The organism is Xenorhabdus indica, from assembly GCF_014467235.1.
Taxonomy (GTDB): domain Bacteria; phylum Pseudomonadota; class Gammaproteobacteria; order Enterobacterales; family Enterobacteriaceae; genus Xenorhabdus; species Xenorhabdus indica.
Genome location: NZ_NKHP01000015.1, coordinates 89,339 through 114,204 on the forward strand (window position 1 = coordinate 89,339; position 24,866 = coordinate 114,204).

A 24,866-nucleotide genomic window follows, 5' to 3' on the forward strand; every position below is an offset into this window, starting at 1 on the left:
ATATTATTAATAATTTATTTTTATTGATATGTAAATTATAAATATAGTTATTATTTATATGTCTAAGAAAACCATAGTGAATATTCATTTCATCCCTGTCTCTTCAATGAACATCTGTGTAAAAACACAAACATCATATCTATTATCCATTAAGGCCGGATTTTACTTCATATATTGATACGAAAAATAGATAAAAGCATCGCTAAAAATGTAAAAAATAGTCACTAAGGCTAAATTCAGGTCAAAAAAAGAACTATCAATGAATATTATTTATTCTTAAGCCATTATTTATGCTGCTTGACATTGTTTTGCAGATAACGTATCAATAAATATATCGAACCGATAATACTCGTTTAACAGATTTTCAAAGGTTGACTTACATGATTCACAATTCCCGTCTACTAAGCCTACTACTAATCGCCTTTAATGTGCGCGGTATGCTGGTAGACTGAATTCTAAGTTAACTTTTTACCAGAGATAAAAAAACCCGCGCCGTACGCGGGTTTTTTTATACCGGCTCGGCGCTCTAAAACTCAACATGACAGCCAATCGACAGGAGCACCACATGAGCCAGCAAGTCATTATTTTCGATACAACTCTGCGTGACGGGGAACAGGCGTTACAGGCCAGTTTAAGTGTGAAAGAAAAACTGCAAATCGCTTATGCATTGGAAAGACTAGGCGTTGATATCATTGAAGCCGGCTTCCCGGTTTCTTCTCCGGGGGATTTTGAATCAGTCCAGACTATTGCTCGTGAGATTAAAAACAGCCGCATCTGTGCATTGTCCCGCTGCGTTGACAATGATATTGATATTGCGGCTGAAGCTTTGAGAGTTGCAGAAGACTTTCGGCTGCATGTGTTTTTAGCCACCTCCAGCCTGCATGTCGAACATAAATTAAAAAAAGGGTTTGATGATGTTGTCGAAATGGCAGTCCGCTCTATCAAACGAGCACGCAATTATACCAATGATGTCGAGTTTTCCTGTGAAGATGCCGGTCGCTCCAATATCGATAACTTATGTCATATCGTAGAACAGGCTATCAAAGCAGGAGCAACAACGATCAATATTCCTGATACAGTCGGTTATACAATACCCTACCAATTTGGTGGTATTATCCAAACCTTATTTAATCGGGTGCCTAATATTGATCAAGCCATTATTTCTGTCCATTGTCATGATGATTTAGGCATGTCAGTAGCCAATTCCATTACCGCAGTTCAAGCCGGAGCCAGGCAGATTGAAGGAACAATTAATGGCTTAGGCGAACGCGCCGGAAACTGTTCACTGGAAGAAGTGATCATGGCAATCAAAACCCGCCAACAAATGTTGGGAGTGCATACCAACATTAATCACAAAGAAATTTATCGTACCAGCCAATTAGTCAGCCAAATCTGCAATACTCCGATTCCAGCTAATAAAGCGGTTGTAGGCAGTAATGCTTTTGCCCATTCGTCAGGTATTCATCAGGATGGAGTTCTGAAAAACCGCGAAACTTACGAAATCATGACGCCAGATTCCATCGGCCTGAAAGATACCCAACTGAATCTGACTTCCCGCTCTGGCCGCTCTGCCGTAAAACATCGTATGACTGAAATGGGCTATCAGGAACAAGATTATGATCTGGATGCACTGTACCAAGCCTTCCTGCGGTTGGCAGACAAAAAAGGTCAGGTGTTTGATTACGATTTGGAAGCCTTGGTATTCATTAATCAACAACATCAGGAAAACGAATACTATCGACTGGATTATTTTAGCATCCAATCCGGAACCAATATTGTCCCAACAGCAACTGTGCGTCTGGCGAGTGGTGATGAAATGAAATCTGAAGCTGCGACCGGAAATGGGACTGTCGATGCTATCTATCATGCTATTAATCGCATTACGGGTTATCCATTGAAATTGATCTCCTATCAATTATCCAGCAAAGGTCATGGGGAGGATGCTCTCGGACAGGTCAATATTATTGTGGAATGCTTTGGTCGCCGTTTTCATGGTATGGGTTTGGAGACAGATATCATTGAATCATCTGCTAAAGCGATGATCCACGCTCTGAACAATATTTGGCAGGCAGAACAGGTTAAAAAAGAAAAGCGACGTATACAAGACTTTCTTTCTAAAAACATTAACCAGAATATTTCCCAGAAAAATATATCTCAGAACGTTACAAAGGAAGCGGAATAACGATGTCAAACCACTCTATTGCAAACAAACAAACATCAACTCACCACCATATTGCAGTATTACCCGGTGATGGCATCGGCCCTGAAGTCATGAAGCAAGCCTACAAAGTGTTGGATGCTATCCGTCATCGTTTTAATATTCGCATCACAACCAGCGAATACGATATTGGGGGAATTGCCATCGACCGGCACGGCAGCCCTTTACCTGAAGCAACAATCATTGGTTGTGAAAAAGCAGATGCTATCCTGTTTGGCTCTGTTGGTGGCCCCAAGTGGGAACATTTACCACCAGCCAGTCAACCAGAACGGGGCGCATTGCTACCATTACGCAAGCATTTCAGACTATTCAGCAACCTGCGACCTGCGCGTTTATATGCTGGCTTAGAATCTTTTTGCCCGCTTCGTCATGATATTGCGGCAACAGGTTTCGACATTTTATGCGTGCGAGAGTTGACTGGCGGGATCTATTTTGGTCAACCCAAAGGACGGGAAGGAGAAGGAAAATACGAACGCGCTTTTGATACCGAAATCTACCATCGCTTTGAAATAGAACGAATTGCACGAATTGCTTTCGAATCCGCTCGCAAACGACAGCATAAAGTCACTTCAATTGATAAAGCGAATGTTTTACAAAGCTCTGTCTTATGGCGTGAAGTCGTTAGTGAAATTGCGAAGGAATATCCTGACGTTGAGATCAATCACATGTATATCGACAACGCCACCATGCAGTTGATCAAAGATCCTTCTCAATTTGATGTTCTGTTGTGCTCTAATATTTTTGGTGACATTTTATCCGATGAATGTGCCATGATCACCGGTTCAATGGGTATGTTGCCTTCTGCCAGCCTGAATGAAAAAGGATTTGGCTTATATGAACCTGCTGGCGGCTCTGCTCCTGATATCGCTGGCAAAAATATCGCTAACCCAATCGCCCAAATTTTATCCACGGCACTGTTGCTGCGTTATAGCCTTGGACGTGATGATATTGCAGATGCTATTGAGATTGCTACCAATGATGCCCTGGAACAGGGTTATCGAACGGCTGATTTAGCAGGTAATGATAAAGCAGTCAGCACTGATAAAATGGGAGATATTATTGCCCGATATATTGCCGAAAGACGCTAAGCGTCAAACGCTAAACGTTAAATTTAATGAAGAAGAGCTAACATTGAAAAAAGCCAGTAAGTCACCTTACTGGCTGGCGACTCTCTATGAAATTCCACTGTTGAAAAAATGTCTGAGAAATGATTTAACCAAGGAAATAGCTTTATGGAAGCAAAATAATCTGGATGTCGAAGAATTGTGAGAAAATTGTCGATGCTCATTGATTACATCTGTAATTTCATCACTGGCTTGAGTTACAAGACCAGTGCAGTATGAGAGGAGTAAAAATGAGCTCTTTTGGATGGTTTGACTTTAAATGTGCATGGTTTACACCTCCGGAAGGATAATTCACAGAAAAAGCCAAAGTTATAAACATTTATAGTCTGACAATGATAATTTTATTCACTTTTTCTGTGGATATGTATGTGAAAAAGTCAGGGGTAAGACAGGTATAATTTTCTTTCACATTTTACAACGCCTTATAAGATTAAATAAATACCTATTATTTTTCATTACGTTAATGTTTATACTCCCCTTTTTCACAACCTGTGCGATACATCACAATTTCTTGCCTCACTCTCACTGAGCAAATATCAATCAATGGTGAATTTATCCACAGGATATGCCTTTTAGTTAAACAAAAATTGCTTATTTTTGTAGAAAACCGCCTTTGATAAGGCTGTAAATCAAACCAGTAATCCCACTTTTTACCACTTATCCCATAAATCTGTGGATAACATGGTGTAAGATCCTGTTTATTATCACTGGGAAGAGGTGAACAATCATAATGAGTCTATTTTCAATACTGAAAATACACCTGAAAAAATCTTTTATATCATGCTATTATCAAGTCAATCAGCGTACTAATAAACTTATAATGAACTTCCACAACCACATGTTCATTTTTTAAACACCATTAAATATGTCTTATAAATATGCAATTCATACCGCCGGCACCACCAGAAAACGAACAACAATTACTCGAACGTGCTCAATCTCTGGCAGGTTTAACCCTGGGAGAGCTAGCCGCACAAGCCAATCTCCCTATACCACCTAACTTGAAACGTGATAAAGGTTGGGTAGGCATGTTGCTTGAATATTATCTGGGCGCAAATGCGGGCAGTAAACCTGAACAGGATTTCGAGCATATCGGTGTTGAATTGAAAACGATCCCAGTGGACAGAAAAGGTACACCTCTGGAAACAACCTTTGTCTGTGTCGCACCTTTAACCGGTAACAGTGGTATCACATGGGAAAATTGCCATGTCAGACGCAAACTGTCACGTGTTCTATGGGTACCTGTTGAAGGAGAAAGAGAAATTCCCCTTTCCGAACGTCGCATTGGTTCTCCACTCCTCTGGAGCCCAAATCCGGTTGAAGAAGAACGACTAAGATGTGATTGGGAAGAATTAATGGACTTAATCGTCTTAGGTAAAGTTGAGAATATTACCGCCCGTCACGGTGAAGTACTCCAATTACGTCCGAAGGCGGCAAATAGCCGGGCATTAACAGAAGCTATTGGTGAATATGGTCAACCCATTATGACACTTCCCCGCGGTTTCTATTTAAAGAAAAGTTTTACAGCACCATTATTGGCCCGTCATTTTTTCGTAGGATCTGATTAACGCAATCAACAAAGCTGCAACCTGAAAGATGACGGGTATCAATATTTGAGTATTAATAGGAGAATACTTTATATAATATTTATCTCTCGTATCCTGATATTGATAAAAACCAAATAAAACATAAGATAATCTATACTGATAAAAAACCAATCTGATAATCTCGTCAGGTATTTGAAACTATTTCTAATAAATTTACATTTGAATGAATACATATAAAAACAGAATTTTTTACTAACATAATTTTTTTGGCTATTTAGTTTTTCTTGTGGCATAGTAATCTCATTCTTTCAGCCATTACTTTTCACTACTTACTATTTATTACTAATTAGAGATTAATATTTATCTCTTATGGTTTACTCTCTGGCTTAAGGCTACATAAATTTCAAAATACAGTACAACCACAAAGGATTCCCCTTCAGTATCTCTAATATGACTGGGGTAATTACAGCTCATGAAACTGCAACCGGAAAAACGCAGAGTATAAAACAGTTAATCATTATACCTAATACCACTCTTCCATAATTCCGTTTTGATTTAGATTTAATATAGGAAGATTGAAATGATAAAAAAACTTAATATTGCATGCAGTAACAATGTATGCGATTTTTTTAATAGTGAAAGAGAAACTATCAATATTAATGAAACTAATTTTATTGATGTATCCGCTGTGGTTATTTCATTGGAAGATACATTAAATGGTGAATTAAAACGTATTGAAAAAACAGGTTATCCACTTCCTATTTATCTTGTCATATCACCGGATGAATCTATACCGCCCAATCTTTTATCTCGTATTACTGGTATATTTCAACCAGAAAAAGGCAATGAAAAATTTTATGGGAAACAACTGGATAGAGAAGCAGAGAAATATGAAAACAACTTATTGCCTCCTTTTTTTGGTGCCATAATCCAATATGTTTCACAGGGTAATTCTGCCTTTGATTGCCCAGGACATCAAGGCGGACAATTTTTTCGCCGTCATCCCACTGGATTACAATTTTTCAATTATTTCGGTGAAAACTTGTTTCATTCAGATCTATGTAGCTCCGATGTTTTTATGGGAGATCTACTCACTCATGAAGGCGCGCCCTGCTCTGCCCAAAAGAATGCAGCGAAAGTCTTCAATGCTGACAAAACCTACTTTATCCTCAGCGGCACTTCTTCTGCTAATAAGGTCGTATTGAATGCTTTATTAACTCCCGGTGATCTGGTGCTTTTCGATAGAAATAATCATAAATCTAATCACATCGGCGCTCTTATTCAGGCAGGAGCAACGCCCGTTTATCTGGAAACTGCCCGCAATCCATTTGGTCTGATTGGAGGTATAGATGCTCATTGCTTTGATGAAGATTATCTGCGTAACTTGATAAAAGAAGTTTCCCCTGAACGAGCAGAAGAAAAACGCCCAATTCGTCTGGCCATCATCCAATTGGGGACATATGACGGAACTGTCTATAATGCCAGACAGGTCGTGGATAAAATTGGTCATCTTTGTGATTATATTTTGTTCGATTCTGCCTGGCTTGGTTACGAACAATTCATTCCGATGATGGCAAATTATTCACCATTATTATTGGAACTTAATGAAAATGATCCCGGCATTCTGGTCACACAATCTGTCCACAAACAACAAGCCGGTTTCTCTCAGACATCACAGATCCATAAAAAAGATCGGCACATCAAAGGACAGCCACGTTATGTAAACCACAAACGGTTTAACCACGCCTTTATCGCCCATGCATCTACCAGCCCATTCTATCTTCTTTTTGCTGCCCTTGACGTCAACGCCAAGATACATGAAGGAGAAAGTGGCCGGCAAATGTGGATGGATTGCGTGAAAATTGGCATTGAAACACGGAAATTGATCTTACAACAATGTCAACATATCAAACCGTTTATTCCAGATACCATCGATGGCTGTCATTGGGCGCATTATGATACAGATGAAATCGCAAATAACCTGCGTTTCTTTGATTTTCTGCCGGGAGAAAAATGGCATTCATTTGAGAGTCATGACAAGCATCAATACTTTGTTGATCCTTGCAAACTTTTACTTATCACTCCGGGAATTGATATCAATGTTGGAGAATACACTCAATTCGGTGTACCTGCGATTATTTTGGCATACTTCCTGCGCGAAAATGGTATCATTCCAGAAAAATGTGATTTGAATTCGATCCTGTTTGTGCTCACCCCTGCCGAAAATATGGCCAAAATGACCCACCTTGTCTCCCAACTTGCTCGTTTTGAGCACATGTTGGAACAAAATGCCCCCTTAGAAATTATGTTACCTACACTCTATCGCACTTATAAAACACGCTATCTTAACTACACTATTCGCCAATTATGTCAGGAAATGCATGATCTATATGTACGTAACAACGTCAAACAATTACAAAAAGAGATATTCCGAAAATCTCACTTTCCCAAAATAGCCATGAGTCCTCAACAAGCCAATATTGAGTTTATCCGTAATAATGTGGAATTAATTCCCCTGCAAAATATTGACAAGAAAATTGCAGCAGAAGGTGCAATACCTTATCCCCCTGGCTTATGTTGTATCGTACCTGGTGAAATTTGGGGAGGTTCTGTATTAAGCTATTTTCTTACTTTGGAAGAATGTATCAATCAATTGCCAGGTTTCGAACAAAATTTGCAGGGGGTTTATTCCCAAAAAGAACCTGATGGCTCCACTCGTATTTATGGATACGCTATAAAACCCAAAACAAGCTAAATTCACAAGGACACGATTATTTTCTGTCTGATTTATTATCATCCTGCGGTGGTCTGTGTATGACCACCTTACTTAACTTTCGACATAATAAACCAAAGTCACTATCTTTTTCTCAGTATAAAATGAAATTTAGTGTTATCCACTTGATCAATGGCTAAGTCGAGCAGAGAGTTGGGCAATATCTTGATTTCGGTAATATCAATATGTCCCGAAGATGGATGATAGTGAACATAAATAGTTCCAACCAGTGGATAACTGCCATTCTCTCTGTTCTGAATATAAATAGAACAGGTGATTCGATTACTACTCGCTATTGAAGGAATGTGGGCATACTTGATGTCATTTCCGGTCTTAACCGAAGAAACCTTCAAATGATTAATACCTTCTGCATCAATCATCATCACATAATTACCGTCCTTAGCATCAGTGGTATCTATCAAGCTCAGGCTGATAATAAAATTAGATTGCTGATAAAATACAATCTCACTTGTCTCAATCACAATAACTCCCCTGTTTATTTCACCATCTAAACAATCACTCAAAAACCAAAACCATTTTATTGCTGCGATGGTTCAAAACTGTACAAAATACTGCATAAAATTATGCAGTATTATTGTGCTTAGCAATGTAGTTTGAAATCTATTAGTATAGATTTTAAACCTTTTATATATATTTATAATTAATAATTTAAATAATAACAATATATAAATCACATTATTTAATAGTCTTAAAATGAAACTAAAGATACTATTTTCACTGGTAACAATCAGTTAGTTTTCTCTGCTATTCAAATACTTTTTCACTTTTTTCAGCGCCATCTGTCTTTTTAATGGCGATAAGTAATCGATAAAGATAATACCATGCAGGTGGTCAATTTCATGTTGCATAACGATAGACAAAAAATCTTCACTTGTCACTGTAATCGCTTTACCATGCCGATCCAGAGCTTCCACCTTTACTTTTTCAAATCGCTCTACGTCTGCGTAATATCCGGGAATAGATAAGCATCCTTCTTGATTTACAGACCGACGCTCTTTTTCAACGATTTTAGGGTTAATTAAAACCAGAGGTTGATTGCGTTCCGGCGAAATATCAATGACTAACACAGCCTCTTTTCTTCCCACTTGAGGAGCTGCCAACCCAATACCATTACCCGTGTCATACATTGTTTCCAACATATCATCAATCAGAGTTTGGACATCCTCTACATCAGTGACATCAACGCATTTCTGCTTCAATCTTTCATCAGGAATTGTGAGTATATCTAAAACAGCCATAACCATTCTCCTTTATTCACGAAGCGGCTAAAACACCTCTTACGTCTGATTCAGAAAAAGTAGTATCTCTTCCCATCCAGATGGATTGAAAAATACTTTACCACTAAAAGGCAAGCACGCTATACCCAATGGATTTCAAGATAGAAGATACAGGCAATTTTAATTAATATCGGTAAATTATAGTGATAAAAAATGCCAACCGAGAAACCCGGCCGGCATACGATTTTTTATTTACTTATATTGTAACATTATATTTTTTCTACAGATTTGCTGTTTCCAATGCTTGTGATAAGTCAGCAATCAAATCATCTACATTTTCAATGCCTACTGAGATACGGATTAATTGTGGTGTGATACCTGCCGCCAGACGTTTTTCCAACGGAATTGAAGCATGGGTCATCGTAAATGGCTGACCAATCAAACTTTCTACGCCTCCCAAACTTTCTGCCAACGTAAATAATTTCAGAGCCTTAATTACCCTATTCGTATAACCATAATCACCTTTCAGCACGATAGAAATCATGCCACCAAACCCTTTCATCTGCCGTTTCGCCAGTTCATGCTGAGGATGAGCGATAAGACCGGGATAAAAAACTTTTTCTACCTGTGGTTGTTGCTCTAACCAATGAGCAATCTTCTCTGCGTTGCTGATATGTCGCTCCATACGCAGGGCCAATGTCCGTATTCCACGCAGAACAAGAAAACTACTAAAAGGATCAAGAATTCCGCCAATCGAATTTTGCAAAAAAGCAACCTGCTCTGCCAGTTCAGGATTATCACCTACCACCGCAAGCCCTGCGACAACATCCGAATGGCCGTTCAGATATTTAGTCGCAGAGTGAACAACAACATCAAACCCTAAATCAAGCGGACGTTGAATATAAGGCGAAGCGAATGTATTGTCCGCAACACTGATAATCTTATGGCGTTGAGCTATCCAGGCAATCGCCGCTAAATCAGCCAGTTTGAGTAGTGGATTTGTGGGTGTTTCAACCCAAATCATTCGGGTATCTGGTTGAATGGCCGCTTCCAATGCCTCAATATCTCCCGCTTCAACATAGGTGACGCGCAAACCAGCCGTCCGGCGACGTACTTTTTCCAGCAGACGATAAGTTCCGCCATACAGATCATCTACGGCAACAATATGACTGTCTTTATCCAGCAATTCCAGAATAGTCGAACTGGCCGCCAGGCCAGAGCCAAAAGCATAACCCCGGCTACCATTTTCCAGCTCAGCAATTGCACGCTCCAAAGCATCACGTGTAGGATTCCCACTGCGGGAATACTCATACCCTGTATGCTGACCCGGTGCTGGTTGTGCATAAGTGGATGTAGCATAAATTGCAGGCATTACAGCACCAGTATGGTCAGGGATATAACCAGCATGAACGCTTTTAGTATCAAATTTAGTCATTAATTTATTCCTGAAAGAGGTTAATTGAGTTGTTGACGCCATGCGTTCAGCACATCCGTACGAGTAACAAGGCCGATGAAGTGATTACCATCATCAACAATCAGCGCTACATGACCCGCATCAAAAGTCGCAACCAACTGCTCTAATGGCGCTTTTTTATGAAGAGTATTAACCTGACTGGTCATTGCCTGACTGACAGGCAAAGAGAAATTACGGGAATTAGCCTGAATAGCATGCATTAAATCCCACTCATCTATGATGCCGACAACTTGCTCATTATCGAGCACAGGGAGCTGTGAAATGTCATACAACCGCATTCGTCCATGAGCAATTTGCAAGGTATCCTGTGGAGAAACAAAAACCGTCGCACCATCCCGGTAACGATACGTTACATAATCGCTTAAATCGTTTTCTTTCTGCTGTGAACGCAATCCCTGCTCCAATAACCAATAGTCATTGAACATTTTGGACAAATATTTATTGCCACTGTCACAAGCTAAAGTCACCACCCGTTTTGGTGCTTTTTGCGCACGACAATAGCGTAAAGCAGCCGCCAATAACGTACCTGAAGAAGAGCCAGCCAGGATACCTTCCTGTAACAGCAACTTTCTTGCACAAGAAAATGCTTCTGCATCCATGATCCGGTAAGCATGACGAATCTGGGAGAAATCCCCAAGCGGAGGGATAAAATCCTCCCCAATACCTTCGACAAACCAACTTCCTGCTTCATCGTAGTGGCCGTATTCAACGTAATCAGCCAGAATAGAACCTTTGGGATCAGCAAGAACAAATTCAGTATTAGGAGAAACTTCTTTGAAGTATTGGCTTAAGCCGCCCAATGTTCCACCAGAGCCGACTCCCACAACCACCGCATCCACGTCATGTTCCATTTGCTGCCATATTTCAGGGCCAGTCGTTGTCGTATGGGCCAGCGAATTCGAAAAGTTATTGAACTGATCGATATAATAGGCTCCGCTGATTTCCTTTGACAAACGTAAGGCATAATCCTGGTAGTATTCCGGGTGTCCTTTACACACATCAGAACGTGTCAAACGAACATCCGTCCCTAGTGCTCTCAGGTGATATATTTTCTCCCTGCTCATCTTATCCGGTACAACCAGAATCAGCTTATAGCCTTTCATAGCAGCAACCAGCGCCAACCCGATACCAGTATTACCCGCTGTAGCTTCAATGATAGTGCCACCAGGCTTTAGCAAACCCTGCTTTTCCGCCTGCTCAATCATTGAGAGTGCAACTCTGTCTTTAATAGAACCACCTGGATTTTGGTTTTCTAACTTAATAAATAACTGACATGGGCCAGTGTCCAGATGGGTCAGTTCCAGTAATGGTGTATTTCCAATCAGTTCCAGAACCGAACGTGGTGCTGACATATTAGCCTCTTAATATTCAGTAATATTTAAAAATAATACTTACAGATTAATAAAGGATAACGCTGCATAGCGGCAGATTTAAAAGAACAAATCAAAACTATATATAACAAAATGTAATTAATTTCTGGCTAAAAACATAACGCGATCAAATTCCCAGAAATTCTGTCAGAATGATATACGCTTAAATTATCCCTTTTATACTTTTTATGCTGCAAGATATTCGAATTGCAGTATGTCAGAGATATGCATAATACACACAGCCAACAATGATAAAGAGGAAATAGATTATGTATAACATAACATTATCCAGAGAAGCCCAATTGGCATCATTAATACTGTACGCAGCAGATATGAACATACAATATTACAATAATCCAACTCCTCCTCCTGACCCGCGTATAGAAAAAGATGGCTGGAAACTTGTCGGTTATATTAGTGGTAATGATCTGTCCTTCTCTGTAGATCCAAAAACTAATAAGCAATTTTTAATTATGTTGCCTGTTAGTGTCTGTTATGGATATATCGCAGAGAATAAAAAAACGCCAAAAGAGTATGTTATTGTTATTCGCGGGACAGATATTTCAAACCTATTTGAAGCTCTACATGATCTTGTTCCTGTTTTCACCTCACCATGGGCAGATACTCCGGAACAAAAAGTCAGTATCGGTTTCTATAGCATTTATAATTCATTAAAACTTAATATTGTTGATCCTGAATATAAAGGTGATCTCCAATATCTCAGATTCTGCAACGCAATTGCACAATTCATCGGAATCAACACGCCATATACCATACTTGGTCATAGCCTTGGCGCTACCATTGCTGCTTATCTTATGAGAGATATTCCGTTACTTGGTGATAAACATAAAGCCTGTTTATTCGCCAGCCCAAAACCGGGAAACCATGAATTTGTTACCTATATTGACCACCATTTCTCCAATTATGCAGTCTTCAACTACGAAAAAGATCTGGTTCCCCATCTTCCCCTGCATATTCCACTCATACTGGAATATGAATCCCTGTCAAAAGTGACCTTACTCAAACCACCAGATGGCCTGAACATAGCTGACAGTTTGGGATGTAATCATTATTTAGCCAGTTACATTGCAATATTGGATCCAAATCAATTCAGGCACCTGATCTTAGAATCTAAAACTCCAGATTCAGAAAAGCATAAAATGGTATCGTCTTGCATCTCATTAACATAATCATCTAATAAAATAACAATAGGCAACTGATTGATATAAAAACCTAATAAACAGGAGAAGAAAAATGAGAGGGCGTGGTTACACATACAGAACAATACTGATATTACTGACAAGTTTTCTGTTCAGCCCGATCTTACGGGCACAAGGGGAAACTCATTTGTTATTCCACATGGGATTGGGAGCTAATGGAAAATTCTTTGTGGGAGGAACACTGCAAAATAAAGGTGATCAACCTGTAGCAGGTGGTTACCTGGCGATTTTGCCTCTTAATATTCAATGTGAACCACAATCCCTGATCGTGTACTCATTTGATTCCCTGGCCCCTGAGGAAAAAAAGACATTTCGCATTCCTGTAGATACCCCGCTCAGTAGTTATCATTTAATGGGTTTTGTGGCTTATGATGACATGGGTTTTTCTCTTCCCACTGTGGATGAAACAGCCAAAATCATCAAAGATCGTGAACCCAATGAACGTAAGGCATGCCAGTTGGCACGAGAAACAAAAGTTACTCATAAATGAAGAAAATGCAGAAGATACTCCACACTCATTAAATTTTTAAAATTATGGGAGGAATATAAGTGTTATATCCTATTGCGATTGAAATTGGTGTTGCGAACCACGCTTACAGCGTGGTTATGCCCTCTGTACTTGATGCTAATTCGATGTGTTATCCGGCCTTATAACCATTGGGATTCCGTGACTGCCAACGCCATGCATCATGGGTCATTTCTACAATGGTACGGCTTGCTTTCCAGCCCAGTTCACGTTCAGCTTTCTCCGGGCTTGACCAACATTCAGCAATATCTCCCGGACGACGTGGGCAAATTTCATAAGGAACAGACTTACCACATGCCTGACCGAATGCTTCCACCATTTCCAATACACTCGTTCCTTTGCCAGTTCCCAAGTTGTAGATATGCAAACCTGATTTCCTGCCAACTGCATTCAATGCCGCAATATGTCCATCAGCTAAGTCAATGACATGGATATAATCACGGACGCCTGTTCCATCCGGTGTAGGATAATCATTACCATAAACAGACAGTTTTTCCCGGCGCCCTACCGCCACTTGGGCGATATACGGCATTAAATTATTAGGAATGCCTTGCGGATCTTCTCCCATCGTACCAGAAGGGTGTGCCCCGACTGGGTTGAAATAGCGTAGTAATACCACTGACCCGTCATTTTCCGCATGATGGAAATCAGACAGGCAACGTTCCACCATATATTTACTTGTGCCATAAGGATTTGTGGTATTACCCACCGCAGATTGCTCTGTGATAGGCACAATCGCAGGATCGCCATACACAGTTGCCGATGAGCTGAAAATGATGCTTTTCACACCTGCTTTGTGCATGCTACGCACCAATACCAGCGTTCCATTAACATTATTATCATAATATTCAAGCGGTTTTGCGACTGATTCCCCAACTGCTTTCAAGCCAGCAAAGTGGATAACTGACTCAATTGAGTGACGGGAGAAAACAGAATCCAGGAATGCTTCATCACGAATATCACCTTCGTAAAACAGCGGCTTGACACCAGTCAGTGCTTCAATACGGTTCAAAACCTCACAATTAGAATTACACAGATTATCGACAATAATCGGCGTCATTCCCGCTTCAATCATCTGGACACAGGTATGGCTGCCAATGTACCCCATTCCACCTGTCACTAATATTTCCACATTTACCTCTTTTTCAATTAGACTGATTAAAACATCCATACAATCAACAGAATAATATCGCTTTTCAGCTTCTTATCGATATAAATAGCTTTCATAATAATGATACACTCATTTTTCTCACTCCCGGTTGTTGTCCTAATGAAAATGCGGTCATAAATCCTTCAACGCACGCTAAGAGTTAGCCACATAGATAGACTGACAGCAATGATTGCCACAGGCGTTCAATCTTATTTAGCCATGGCGAATAGACCGGTAAAAATAACAGGTTAAATTGAGGATTTTGTTTTAGCTACTCCCTGACTTTCCGGCTTTTGTGAATACCATAATTATCTAAAATTAACGTGATGCTTTTTGCAGAACGATACTGGCTATTCAGTTTCTTTAACATATTGATAAATAAATCAGAGTTTTTCTTTATACCGCGGACATAGGTCATTTGACCTGTGCGTGCATCAAGGCAGCCTGCAAGGTAGTGTTTTTGGTTTTTCCCCGGCGTCATGACACGTTTTTGTTGTCCTTTTAGACACCAGTCTGCCCCGATTTTAGGATTCAGAGCGATATCGACTTCATCTTCATAAAAAAACAGGATGTTGCTCCGATACGTTGGTTAAGGCCTCGGTGATTTTTGCCATTTTTTCGTCATACTCCGGATCAGGCTTTTTGACGGCAGGCGCCGCTCTTCGCCAGACAATACCCACCTGACAAAAGTAACGATAAAGCGTACTTTTCGACAGTGATAATCCTAATAATTCATTTGATGATTTGAGTCAAAAGTTCAATACTCCAGCGTGAACGTAGACAGCCAAAATTTTGCGGGGAATATGATAATAAGAACGACAGCAAACTAAAAAGCGGGGCTAAATTCCATCGAGCAGGCCTTCCTCGCGGCAAGCTTTTTAATCCTTCCAGCCCATATAACGTCAACCAATTTATCCAACGATGAATGGAAGAACGTGAACAATGAAGGGTTCGGCGATGTAAGAAACGGTCTGACCTTCATGTAACATTAAGAGTGCCATGAGTCGGCGGGCATAATCTTTATCTCTGGTTTTATGAATAAATTTTTTCATCTGACGTCGTTCACTTCGGGGTACTGGTGCTATGATTGGCATCACCCAGTCAATTTTGGGATTTTTTTGGTTTGGCGATTAATCAGATCGCAAAAATTGGACTGAGTTCCCCCCAGTGATCTGCTATTTTGCAAGCTTATTTAAAATGCCACTTTCTGATGGATTAGTTACTTAAAGGTAGTATTATAATTGAGATTGTATCTTGCATACGTACAGTTATTACGAAATTTCATCTTAAAGAAGGGACTTATATGAAGGTTTCCACACTTGTTGTATCAGTTGCTTTGGCTGGCTTTTGCTTTGTTGCAAACGCCTCTACTCTTGATAATGTTGTAGTTTATTCTACAGAGAAATCTAACGGCTCTATGTCAGTGGGTAGCAAAAATGCTTACACTAAATCCTTCGAAGTTGCAGTAGCGAACTTATCCGGTAAGGATATTGATTTGTCAAAGCTTTGTTTGAAAGCTTACTCACCTGATAAAAAAGAATTTAGGCTGGATACGGTTGATGAAGAGCTGAATCAGGGCACACTGAAAGCGGGTAAATCCGTCAAAGGCATTGCCGTGTTTGCTTCTGAAAATGACGTAGTTCATAAAGCCGCTCTTATTAAAATTTCTGATAATTGCAAGTAACCAGATAAAGCAGCCTTCCTGGCTGCTTTATCTGGATTAGCTTTTCAGGCTCGCTCTGAACTCTTAAGGAAACTTAAGTGATGCTAAAACAGTGCTTCCATTTCTGACAATATCTGTATACTCCATTGATTCAAACGCTCATCAGTCTCTTCAAACTGGTTCACATCATCCAGAGCAAGGCCGACAAACTGTTTGCCATCTTCCGTCAATGGCTTCGGACTAGTGAATTCATAACCTTCAGTCGGCCAGAAACCGATAAACTGCACGCCCGTAGGAAGTAAATGGTGATACAGCATTCCTAGAGCATCCAGAAACCATTCGCTGTAATCAATTTGATCGCCCATGCCATACATGGCAACAATTTTCCCTGTCAAATTCAGTGATGGAAGTTGATCCCAAATAGCCAGCCAATCTTCCTGTATTTCACCGAAATCCCATGTAGGAATGCCGAGGATCAAGACAGAATATTCTTCCATCAATTTAGGATCACAATCTTTGACGTTGTGTAGGTCGATCAGATCCTCACCAAGAATATCGCGTATTTTTTCTGCTACCATTTCAGTATAACAAGTGGTAGAGCCGTAAAAGAGACCAATTTTCATCATTATTTATCAGAGAATTTCTAATATGAGAGGGGGTATTGTAACAGAAGAATTGCTTTTTCAGGCATAATAGCCGATCGGAAGGCGCAGATATAAAGGAGGGCTTGTGCCAAGCAAACACGTATTAAAAACTGATGTATCGGAACAGAGCCCATCGGCTAATCCCCTGATAGAACAATTTTTGGATACGATCTGGCTGGAAAAAGATCTGGCAGAAAACACATTGGCTTCTTATCGGCTTGATTTACAATCTTTGAATAATTGGCTGGTGTATGGTGGCTATGATTTGCTTTCTGTACAGTCTATCGAACTACAATCATTTTTGGCTGAACGGGTAGATGGCGGTTATAAAGCCAGTAGCTCTGCGCGTTTGTTGAGTGCCATGCGCAGATTGTTTCAATATCTCTATCGTGAAAAAATGCGGACGGATGATCCAACCGCGCTGTTATCTGCCCCCAAATTACCTAAGCGCTTACCAAAAGATTTAAGCGAAAAACAGGTTGAAGATTTGCTAAACGCGCCCTCGACTGAGCAACCAATAGAACTGCGGGATAAAGCGATGCTTGAAGTGCTTTATGCCTGTGGATTACGCGTATCTGAATTGGTTGGATTAACATTATCAGATGTGAGCTTACGTCAGGGCGTTGTCAGGATCATAGGTAAGGGGAACAAAGAAAGATTAGTTCCTTTAGGTGAAGAAGCTCTCTACTGGCTGGAGCAATATCTAGAGTATGGACGCCCATGGTTATTGAATGGCATAGTTTCCGATGTGTTTTTTCCCAGTAAACGGGGAACACAGATGACGCGCCAGACTTTCTGGCATCGGATCAAACATTATGCTGTATTGGCTGGTATTGATTCCGAGCGTTTATCCCCGCACGTTTTACGCCATGCTTTTGCAACACATTTAATCAATCATGGCGCTGACTTACGGGTTGTGCAGATGTTACTCGGACACAGTGATCTCTCCACAACACAAATTTATACACATGTGGCAACTGAACGTCTTAAAGTGCTGCATCAACAACATCATCCTCGCGGATAACAATTCATAAATGGCCGTTCATTGAGCACTGTTTATGAATAGTTTGCGAAGAAAGGTGCAAAAAGGAACAAAGTAATGAAGAAAATTGCGTTTTGTCTTTCCTTAATACTAACTGCTTTTGCTAACAATACTTTTGCTGACGACAGCATGATTAATAACTCATTGTCAAAAATGGGACTTAAGGCAGAAAGTATCACGCCATCACATATTACCGGGGTAAGTACTGCTTTAACCCCGCATGGGACTCTTTACATATCCAATGACGGTAAATATCTGTTCCAGGGGCCACTTTACGATCTCAGTGGAAAAGTACCAAAACAAGTGATTAATCAGGCTTTGGTAAAAAAACTGGAAGCCTTGAAAGATCAAATGATCATTTATAAGGCTCCAAAAGAAAAACATGTCGTGACTGTATTTACAGACATTACTTGTGGATATTGCCGTAAGTTACATGAAAATATTAAGAAATATAATGATGAGGGAATAACTATCCGTTATCTGGCATTCCCTCGTCATGGTCTGCAACACCAATCAGCGAAAGATATGCAATCTATTTGGTGCAGTGCGAAGCCTGCTAAGGCATTGGATGATGCTTTTAAAGACGAGAAAATTTCACCTATTGAAAGTTGTAAAAAGGATATTGCCAAACATTATGAGCTCGGCTTACAGTTTGGTGTCAGTGGAACACCAGCTATGATACTCAAAGATGGCAGTATGATTAGTGGTTTTATGCCGCCAAAAGATTTAGCTGACGCATTAGCGCAGCATGCTGAATAACCATCCAACCGATCCTGATTTAGTGAATAACAGGTAGTGAATTAAGCCCAGTGAATAGAAAAACACAACTCCGCCGCCGCCCAGCGGCGGATGATAGCCACCTTCCCGATAGTATCCATCCGTTATTACGCCGCTTATATGCTACACGTGGTATACGCCAGGCTGATGAGTTAGAACGCGGAGCGAAAGGGTTACTTAATTATCAATCTCTCAATGGCATTGAAGAGGCTGTTTCCTTGCTTATTACAGCATTGCACCAACATTGGCGCATTGTTGTTGTCGGTGATTTTGATGCTGATGGAGCAACCAGTACCGCATTAAGCATCCGTGCATTATGTGCAATGGGATATCGGAATCTGGATTATTTTGTGCCTAATCGTTTTGACGATGGTTATGGATTAAGTGTGCAGGTCGTGAATGATGTCGCCAAAAAAGGGACTGATCTGATCATTACCGTCGATAATGGGATCTCTTCCCATGAGGGTGTTACGGCAGCACATCAGTACGGTATTAAAGTGATCATCACAGATCACCATTTGCCGGGGGAAACACTGCCAGCCGCAGATGCCATTATTAACCCCAATCTGGTGGATTGCTCCTTTCCTTCAAAAGCATTGGCCGGTGTTGGTGTTGCTTTTTACCTGATGTCCGCACTCAGAGCGGAACTACGTAAAATAGGGTGGTTTGAGCAACAGGGTATCCCTTTGCCGAATCTGGCAGAATTGCTTGATTTGGTGGCATTGGGAACAGTAGCAGATGTCGTTCCTCTCGATACCAACAACCGTATTCTGGTGTATCAGGGATTGAACCGGATCCGGGCAGGGCGCTGTTGTGCCGGTATTCGTGCATTACTGGAGGTTTCCAAACGGGAATCAGGAAAGCTGGTTGCCAGTGATTTGGGATTCTCCCTGGGCCCACGGTTAAATGCAGCAGGGCGACTGGATGATATGTCCGTTGGCGTCGCATTGCTGTTGACTGATGATATTGTACAGGCACGACAAATTGCCTGTGAATTAGATGGATTGAACCAAACTCGCCGTGAAATTGAACAGGGTATGCAGCAGGAAGCCTTGCAGATCTGTGACCAAATTGAACGTACTCATACTGAATTACCTTACGGGCTGGCTATTTATCATCCTGAATGGCATCAGGGAGTTGTGGGCATTTTAGCATCTCGTATTAAAGAACGTTTTCATCGTCCGGTTATCGCTTTTGCTCCTGCGGGAGACGGAACACTAAAAGGTTCAGGTCGTTCCGTCAATGGGCTCCATATGCGAGATGCCCTTGAGCGCCTTGAAACCTTATATCCGGGATTAATGCTGAAATTTGGTGGCCATGCTATGGCAGCCGGGTTATCGATTGAGCAGGATAAATTCGGCCAGTTTCAGCGCCGTTTCTCTGAACTGGTGGCAGACTGGCTGGATGTCGCTCAACTTGAAGGTGTTATCTGGAGTGATGGTGAACTGACATTAAAAGAGTTGTCACTGGAAGTTGCTGAGATCCTGCGGGATGGAGGTCCTTGGGGGCAGGCATTTTCTGAGCCGGTATTTGACGGTAAATTTAAGCTCCTGCAACAGAGGATTGTTGGTGAAAATCATCTGAAAGTCATGCTTGAACCGTTAAACGGAGGGCCGATGTTGGATGGTATTGCGTTTAACATCGATACAAAATTCTGGCCAGATAACAGCGTTAAGACGGTGGAACTGGCTTATAAACTGGATATCAACGAATTTCGCGGTAACCGTGATGTTCAGCTTTTAATCCAGCACATCTGGCCTCACTGAATTGGCCTTACTGGCTGAGTCGATCAATTGGCTAAGGTAGTGTGATTAACCATCTATCCATTGCCACATAATCACGTATGATTATGTGGCAAGTCACTTGAAATGCTATAAACCCTTTGCCAGATCCGTTACAATACGCGGTTCGAAAATATCCATACGATCATCTTTCTGTAAAAAACATCGTTTTTTATAAAAACACAACGTATAAGACACGAAATATGTTTGAAATTAATCCGGTAAAAAACCATATTCAGAACCTGTCTGAGCGGACAGCAGTTCTGAGGGGGTATCTTTGACTATGATGCCAAGAAAGAACGTTTAGAAGAAGTCAATGCTGAATTGGAACAGCCTGATGTCTGGAATGAACCGGAACGGGCACAGGCGTTGGGTAAAGAGCGTTCATCGCTGGAAGGCATTGTAGAAACGATTGATCAGCTTGAGCAAGGCTTAGAAGATGTAAACGGCTTGTTGGAACTGGCCATTGAAGCTGATGATGAAGAAACTTTCAATGAAGCGGTAGCTGAATTGGAACAATTGGAAGAAAAATTAGGCCAGCTTGAATTCCGTCGCATGTTCTCTGGCCAATATGACAGTGCAAACTGTTATTTGGATCTACAGGCAGGTTCTGGTGGTACGGAAGCACAAGACTGGGCGAGTATGTTGATGCGCATGTATTTGCGTTGGGCGGAATCCAAAGGCTTTAAGACCGAAATTATTGAAGAATCTGATGGCGATGTTGCCGGTCTGAAATCTGCTACCATCAAAATTATCGGTGAATATGCCTACGGTTGGTTACGTACAGAAACTGGTGTACATCGTCTGGTACGTAAAAGCCCGTTTGATTCTGGTGGTCGCCGTCATACATCATTCAGCTCAGCTTTTATTTACCCGGAAGTTGACGATGACATTGATATCGAAATCAATCCTGCTGATTTGCGTATCGACGTATACCGTGCCTCTGGTGCGGGTGGTCAGCATGTCAACAAAACCGAATCTGCGGTGCGTATTACTCACGTACCGACAGGTATTGTTACTCAGTGTCAGACAGACCGCTCTCAGCATAAAAACAAAGATCAGGCGATGAAACAGTTGAAAGCCAAACTGTACGAGCTGGAAATGCAGAAGAAAAATGCTGATAAACAGGCTATGGAAGAGAACAAATCGGATATCGGTTGGGGTAGTCAGATACGCTCTTATGTTTTGGATGATTCCCGCATTAAAGACTTGCGTACAGGTATCGAAACCCGCAATACGCAGTCTGTGCTGGATGGTGATTTGGACAAATTCATTGAAGCAAGCTTAAAAGCTGGCCTATGAGGAACTAAAATGTCACAACAACAGCAGGGGGCTGAACAGGCTCCTGATTTAAATAACGAACTGAAAACACGCCGTGAAAAACTGGCTACACTGCGCAGCAACGGTATTGCATTCCCGAATGATTTTCGTCGTGAAAACATTTCTGAAGATCTGCATGCAAAATACGATGATAAAACTCAGGAAGAGCTGGAAGCGCTGAACATTGAAGTAACTATTGCAGGTCGTATGATGACCCGCCGTATCATGGGTAAGGCATCTTTTGCGACCTTGCAGGATATGGGCGGCCGTATTCAGATCTACGTTTCCCGTGACGATCTGCCGGAAGGCATTTATAACGAGCAGTTCAAAAAATGGGACTTAGGTGACATTTTAGGTGCACGCGGTAAATTATTTAAAACCAAAACCGGCGAGCTTTCTATTCATTGTAGTGAACTGCGTTTACTGACTAAGGCATTACGCCCATTGCCGGATAAATTCCACGGTCTGGCGGATCAGGAAACCCGTTACCGCCAGCGTTATCTGGATCTGATCTCGAATGATGAATCGCGTAAAGCATTCCAGATCCGTTCCCGTGTGATGTCTGCGTTGCGTAATTTCATGATCAGCAAAAACTTCATGGAAGTTGAAACGCCGATGATGCAGGCGATCCCTGGCGGAGCGAGTGCGCGTCCATTTATTACTCACCACAATGCGCTGGATATCGACATGTATCTGCGTATAGCGCCAGAGCTTTACCTGAAACGTCTGGTGGTGGGTGGTTTTGAACGTGTGTTCGAAATCAACCGTAACTTCCGAAATGAAGGCGTTTCACCACGTCATAATCCAGAGTTCACCATGATGGAGCTCTACATGGCCTATGCTGATTATCAGGATTTGATCGTTCTGACTGAAGAATTGTTCCGCACACTGACTCAGGAAGTGTTGGGTACGACGTTGGTCAAATACGGCGAACAAGAGTTCGATTTTGGCAAACCTTTCGTGAAAATGACCATGAAAGAAGCAATTTGCAAATACCGCCCGGAAACCAACGTGGCGGATCTGGATGATATGGTTAAAGCTGTTGCTATCGCTGAATCTCTTGGTATTGAAGTTGAAAAAGGTTGGGGATTAGGCCGTGTTCAGTGTGAAATTTTTGAAGAAACTGCGGAAAGCCATCTGATTCAGCCGACATTTATTACTGAATATCCGGCAGAAGTTTCTCCACTGGCGCGTCGTAATGACGATAATCCATTCATTACTGACCGTTTTGAATTCTTCATTGGTGGACGTGAAATCGGTAATGGTTTCTCCGAGCTAAACGACGCAGAAGATCAGGCAGAACGTTTTGCAGAGCAGGTTCGTCAGAAAGACGAAGGTGATGACGAAGCCATGTTCTACGATGATGACTACGTAACTGCATTGGAACACGGCATGCCGCCAACAGCGGGTTTGGGTATTGGTATCGACCGTATGGTGATGTTGTTCACTAATAGCCATACCATTCGTGACGTGATCTTATTCCCGGCTATGCGTCCGAATAAATAATCGTTTTTTGATTAAAATCAATAAATAACGCCCTGCTCAGTTTGTTGAGCGGGGCGTTTTTGCAGTGAGGAAAATAAAAAGTGAGGAAAAGGCAAGCGTAGCGTGTCAGTAGTGCGTTGAATAGGCCAAAATGACTATATTCGGTTAAGCGTCCAATGATTAGATGCTGTGATAAACTTTCCGTTTTTTATTATGGGTGAAAGATGGCTAAAGTTGATGTGGTTTGTCGTTACTGTCACAAGACGGAATGATGTGGTCCAATGATTTTGGTCACCGTTATAGAGGTGATATTCTCACTTCAACACGCAAATAGGTGACATGATGAAAAGACGTTTCAGCCCCGAATTTAAACTGGAATCTGCCCAGCTAGTCCTTGACCAATATTACAGCATCAGAGACGCTGCGAAGGCGATGAATGTGAGTAAATCGGCAATGGAGTCCTGGGTTCGCCAGTTAAAACAGGAGCGACACTCAGTTTACTGTACTGACGAATACCGGAGTGAACTGACCCGTGCTGGGATTGGTTACGTGCCTTTCTGTTGACCTGTCGTTTACTTCGGTTTCCTCTGATTACCGGGCCCAGAGTCAGTGACCTAATAGGAGCCTTGCCCCTGCCCCCTGAGTGTCATGTCCTACGATGGGAATGGTAATACCGCTCTCATTAAAGGAGATCCGTATGTTGAATTCATCACAACAACCGCAAGACAGCGTCATTTTGGGGGTCGATACCCATTTAGAGATGCACGTGGGTGCGATTATCGATTGTACCGGCAAATTACTCGGTACCCGAACCGTTGAAACTAATCTGGCAGGATATCAGCAATTGCTGAGCTGGGCGCAAACATGGGGAACCGTGAATCAGGCCGACATCGAGGGAACCGGAACTTATGGGGCGGGCCTGACCCGTTTTTTGATCAAAAAGGGTATTGAAGTCTTGGAGATCACGCGCCCAGATCGTTCAATGCGACGACAGAATGGAAAGTCTGACCCACTGGATGCAGAATGTGCGGCCCGGACGGTGCTGGCAGGCAGAACGCAGGCTATTCCTAAACAACAATCCGGTATCTGTGAGGCATTACGGATCACCGACGTTGCCAGACGCAGTGCGGTCAAAGCTAAAACACAGGCTATCAATCAGATACGTGCCTTATTGGTCAGTGCTCCTCAAGATATCCGCGATGCGCTCTGGAAAAGTAACCCTCGTGAATGTGTTAATGCGTGTTTAATGCAAACTGAACAGGCTAATTCTTTGTCCTCACAAATTTTATTGCAAATACTGGGCGGGCTGGCACAGAGATGGAAACTCTTGGCTGTCGAAGTGGCTCAACTGGATAAATTACAGGATGAACTCACAAAACAATATGCAAAAAATTTGCGGAGCCAGTATGGTGTCGGCCCGCAGACAGCGGCGACTTTGCTTGCGGTGGCGGGTGATAATCCTGAACGGCTAAAAAATGAAGCCGCATTAGCGGCGCTCTGTGGCGTTAATCCTT

The 24,866-nt window shown here is 41.6% G+C and carries 21 protein-coding genes and 2 pseudogenes; 16 read left to right on the forward strand and 7 right to left on the reverse strand.

Translation table 11 applies throughout. From position 1 onward, the window contains the following. Positions 1–565 precede the first annotated feature (565 nt). The 5 genes from leuA (at position 566) to Xind_RS12825 (ending at position 7,644) form a co-directional block, all read left to right on the forward strand. On the forward strand, positions 566–2,182 hold the full coding sequence (leuA, locus tag Xind_RS12805) for a 2-isopropylmalate synthase (protein ID WP_187650176.1): 1,617 nt from the start codon (positions 566–568) through the stop codon (positions 2,180–2,182). A 2-nt stretch (positions 2,183–2,184) separates the two neighbouring features. Continuing rightward, positions 2,185–3,306, forward strand: coding sequence for a 3-isopropylmalate dehydrogenase (gene leuB, locus Xind_RS12810; protein ID WP_187650177.1), 1,122 nt, complete (start codon positions 2,185–2,187; stop codon positions 3,304–3,306). Beyond that, positions 3,278–3,487, forward strand: a complete 210-nt coding sequence (locus tag Xind_RS24595) for a hypothetical protein (protein WP_420856070.1) — start codon at positions 3,278–3,280, stop codon at positions 3,485–3,487. The genes leuB and Xind_RS24595 overlap by 29 nt, the downstream gene beginning before the upstream one ends. 733 nt (positions 3,488–4,220) lie before the next feature. Beyond that, positions 4,221–4,910 carry a DNA mismatch repair endonuclease MutH gene (gene mutH / locus Xind_RS12820; protein WP_187650178.1) on the forward strand — a complete coding sequence of 230 codons (690 nt, stop codon included), beginning with the start codon at positions 4,221–4,223 and terminating at the stop codon, positions 4,908–4,910. 562 nt (positions 4,911–5,472) lie between these two features. Beyond that, positions 5,473–7,644, forward strand: a complete 2,172-nt coding sequence (locus Xind_RS12825) for an ornithine decarboxylase (protein ID WP_187650192.1) — start codon at positions 5,473–5,475, stop codon at positions 7,642–7,644. A 101-nt stretch (positions 7,645–7,745) separates the two neighbouring features. On the opposite strand, the gene Xind_RS12830 is transcribed toward Xind_RS12825, so the two are convergent. The 4 genes from Xind_RS12830 to Xind_RS12845 all read right to left on the reverse strand — a co-directional run bounded on the left by Xind_RS12830 (position 7,746) and on the right by Xind_RS12845 (position 11,726). After that, complete coding sequence (locus Xind_RS12830) at positions 7,746–8,144, reverse strand: hypothetical protein (RefSeq protein WP_047681712.1); 399 nt, start codon at positions 8,142–8,144, stop codon at positions 7,746–7,748. 270 nt (positions 8,145–8,414) lie between these two features. Beyond that, entirely contained in the window at positions 8,415–8,921 is a 507-nt protein-coding gene (gene def / locus Xind_RS12835; protein WP_047681709.1) for a peptide deformylase, read from the reverse strand. Between the two features lie 259 nt (positions 8,922–9,180). Next, entirely contained in the window at positions 9,181–10,335 is a 1,155-nt protein-coding gene (locus tag Xind_RS12840) for a trans-sulfuration enzyme family protein (RefSeq protein WP_187650179.1), read from the reverse strand. Positions 10,336–10,355: 20 nt separating this feature from the next. Further along, on the reverse strand, positions 10,356–11,726 hold the full coding sequence (locus Xind_RS12845; RefSeq protein WP_047681703.1) for a pyridoxal-phosphate dependent enzyme: 1,371 nt from the start codon (positions 11,724–11,726) through the stop codon (positions 10,356–10,358). A 287-nt stretch (positions 11,727–12,013) separates the two neighbouring features. On the opposite strand from Xind_RS12845, the gene Xind_RS12850 reads away from it, so the two are divergent. From Xind_RS12850 to Xind_RS20670, 3 genes are all read left to right on the forward strand, one after another. Next, on the forward strand, positions 12,014–12,934 hold the full coding sequence (locus Xind_RS12850) for a lipase family protein (RefSeq protein ID WP_047681700.1): 921 nt from the start codon (positions 12,014–12,016) through the stop codon (positions 12,932–12,934). Between the two features lie 64 nt (positions 12,935–12,998). Further along, positions 12,999–13,454 (forward strand): membrane-associated Zn-dependent protease 1, encoded by a 456-nt coding sequence (locus Xind_RS12855; RefSeq protein WP_187650180.1) that lies wholly within the window; start codon positions 12,999–13,001, stop codon positions 13,452–13,454. Between the two features lie 59 nt (positions 13,455–13,513). Next, a complete protein-coding gene (locus tag Xind_RS20670) occupies positions 13,514–13,618 on the forward strand; it encodes a type II toxin-antitoxin system HicB family antitoxin (protein WP_222941796.1) in 105 nt (34 codons plus the stop codon). Here Xind_RS20670 and galE read toward each other — a convergent pair. Further along, on the reverse strand, positions 13,603–14,622 hold the full coding sequence (gene galE, locus Xind_RS12860; RefSeq protein ID WP_047681912.1) for a UDP-glucose 4-epimerase GalE: 1,020 nt from the start codon (positions 14,620–14,622) through the stop codon (positions 13,603–13,605). The two genes, Xind_RS20670 and galE, sit on opposite strands and share 16 nt — an antisense overlap. A 91-nt stretch (positions 14,623–14,713) precedes the next feature. Beyond that, positions 14,714–15,734 (reverse strand): annotated as a pseudogene (locus tag Xind_RS12865) (IS630 family transposase). Positions 15,735–15,943: 209 nt separating this feature from the next. Here Xind_RS12865 and Xind_RS12870 point away from each other — a divergent pair. Beyond that, the gene (locus Xind_RS12870) at positions 15,944–16,324 is read left to right on the forward strand and encodes a DUF4354 family protein (protein ID WP_187650181.1); all 381 of its coding nucleotides are present in this window, start codon (positions 15,944–15,946) and stop codon (positions 16,322–16,324) included. 83 nt (positions 16,325–16,407) lie between these two features. Here the strand turns inward: Xind_RS12870 and fldB are convergent, their stop codons facing one another. Then, positions 16,408–16,926: a flavodoxin FldB gene (gene fldB / locus Xind_RS12875; protein ID WP_187650193.1), complete on the reverse strand. Its 519-nt coding sequence runs from the start codon at positions 16,924–16,926 to the stop codon at positions 16,408–16,410. A gap of 106 nt (positions 16,927–17,032) precedes the next feature. Between fldB and xerD the strand changes: the two genes are divergently transcribed. The 7 genes and pseudogenes from xerD to Xind_RS12910 form a co-directional block, all read left to right on the forward strand. Next, on the forward strand, positions 17,033–17,971 hold the full coding sequence (xerD, locus tag Xind_RS12880; RefSeq protein WP_052189545.1) for a site-specific tyrosine recombinase XerD: 939 nt from the start codon (positions 17,033–17,035) through the stop codon (positions 17,969–17,971). A gap of 75 nt (positions 17,972–18,046) precedes the next feature. Beyond that, the gene (gene dsbC, locus Xind_RS12885; RefSeq protein WP_047681676.1) at positions 18,047–18,748 is read left to right on the forward strand and encodes a bifunctional protein-disulfide isomerase/oxidoreductase DsbC; all 702 of its coding nucleotides are present in this window, start codon (positions 18,047–18,049) and stop codon (positions 18,746–18,748) included. A 50-nt stretch (positions 18,749–18,798) separates the two neighbouring features. Then, positions 18,799–20,532, forward strand: a complete 1,734-nt coding sequence (recJ, locus tag Xind_RS12890; RefSeq protein ID WP_187650182.1) for a single-stranded-DNA-specific exonuclease RecJ — start codon at positions 18,799–18,801, stop codon at positions 20,530–20,532. A gap of 218 nt (positions 20,533–20,750) precedes the next feature. Beyond that, a protein-coding gene (gene prfB / locus Xind_RS12895) for a peptide chain release factor 2 (protein WP_187650183.1) occupies positions 20,751–21,849 on the forward strand; the annotation gives its coding sequence in 2 pieces (ribosomal slippage) (positions 20,751–20,825 and positions 20,827–21,849; 1,098 coding nt in all). Positions 21,850–21,858: 9 nt separating this feature from the next. Then, positions 21,859–23,373 carry a lysine--tRNA ligase gene (gene lysS, locus Xind_RS12900; RefSeq protein WP_187650184.1) on the forward strand — a complete coding sequence of 505 codons (1,515 nt, stop codon included), beginning with the start codon at positions 21,859–21,861 and terminating at the stop codon, positions 23,371–23,373. A gap of 318 nt (positions 23,374–23,691) precedes the next feature. Further along, positions 23,692–23,841 (forward strand): annotated as a pseudogene (locus Xind_RS12905) (transposase); the annotation flags it as partial. Between the two features lie 208 nt (positions 23,842–24,049). After that, positions 24,050–24,866, forward strand: an 817-nt coding sequence (locus Xind_RS12910; RefSeq protein WP_187650185.1) for an IS110 family transposase, incomplete at its 3' end; no start/stop codon positions are given.